Below are 1,103 nucleotides of genomic sequence, written 5' to 3'. Positions count from 1 at the left end.
TCTGAAGTGGGCGGCTTTCCCGACATCGGTGGCGTGATATTTCCCCATGACCATCACCATGTTGATACCGGAGGCGGCGGTATCGGCCACGGCGGCGGCCAGAACGACGAAAGAGCCGGCGGCGTTGGCGTAGTCCCGGGTGTCCTTGTCGTGCTTGGAGAGTGTCTGGTAAAGCGCATAGCTTTCGACAATCGCGACCGCCACCCCCAGCCGGAACTGCATGAACTGGCTGCCTGTGCCGTCCAGGGCCGTCTCTATGTCTCGGGCCAGAAAGCGTTTGGCCTTGGCGATCTCGCGTTCGCGGCCCTTGCTAAACCACAGGCGCTTGACGCCCATCCGGGCGGCATGCCGTGCCAGTTGGGCCTGCATCAAGCCCAGCGAGGTCCGTAGTGTCGCGCGGTCCAGCGTTTCATGACGCGCTTTTTCAAAGAAGCCGCGCATGAACTGGGTGTACCAGGCCAGGGTGATGCCGAGTGCGCCGCTCCTGAACCATTCCGGCGTCTGGCCGCCCTCCAGCACGTCGTTGGCCGTATTGAAGGCCACCGTCAGTTGCTTGAAACCGTCCATGATGCGCTGAGGTTGCGGGCCGATCCAGCTATCGTCATCGGCGTTGGCAAAACGCGCGTCCCTGGCGCGGAACGCCTCGATATCCTGCTGTGCGGCATGGCGGATCTCATACTGATTCAGGCAATAAACCGCCCAGGCCAGGTTCGAGCGGTCGTTCATGTTCATGTCGCGCCACCATTGAGCCAGTAGCGCGGCACCGGCTTCAGAGCCGTCCATGCCAGCGGTGGCTTGCATGACCTGAATGCTGTACGCCCACCCCCAGGTCGGATCGCGCGAGTCGTAGAAATCCAGGGCGTCGAGGAAGGCGGCGCTTTGCAGCCATGCCAGGTGGTCCGCCACGCGGGGCGCCATCAGCACTTCCTGCTGCCGAGACTGCTCGCCCATCCGATCATCGAATGCCTGCCGCTCATCCTGATCCAGCAGCGTGCCATACTGGCGATCGTATTCCTGCAAGAACTCGGCTTTACGCTGCGCCGATATCCGCTGCTTGCTGTCCTCGAGAATCTCGGCCTGCCGATTTTCATACTCCTCGACCA

1 protein-coding gene is annotated in these 1,103 nt (G+C 62.2%); it reads right to left on the bottom strand.

Going from position 1 to position 1,103, the window contains the following annotated elements:
• Nucleotides 1-1,103: hypothetical protein (locus tag L1073_RS17080; RefSeq protein WP_246901428.1), on the bottom strand; the 1,103-nt coding region annotated here is incomplete at both ends.

It is taken from the genome of Chromohalobacter nigrandesensis, from assembly GCF_023061285.1.
Lineage (GTDB): Bacteria > Pseudomonadota > Gammaproteobacteria > Pseudomonadales > Halomonadaceae > Chromohalobacter > Chromohalobacter nigrandesensis.
Note: the sequence above shows the minus strand (reverse complement) of the source record. Positions and strands in the feature narration are given on the sequence as shown.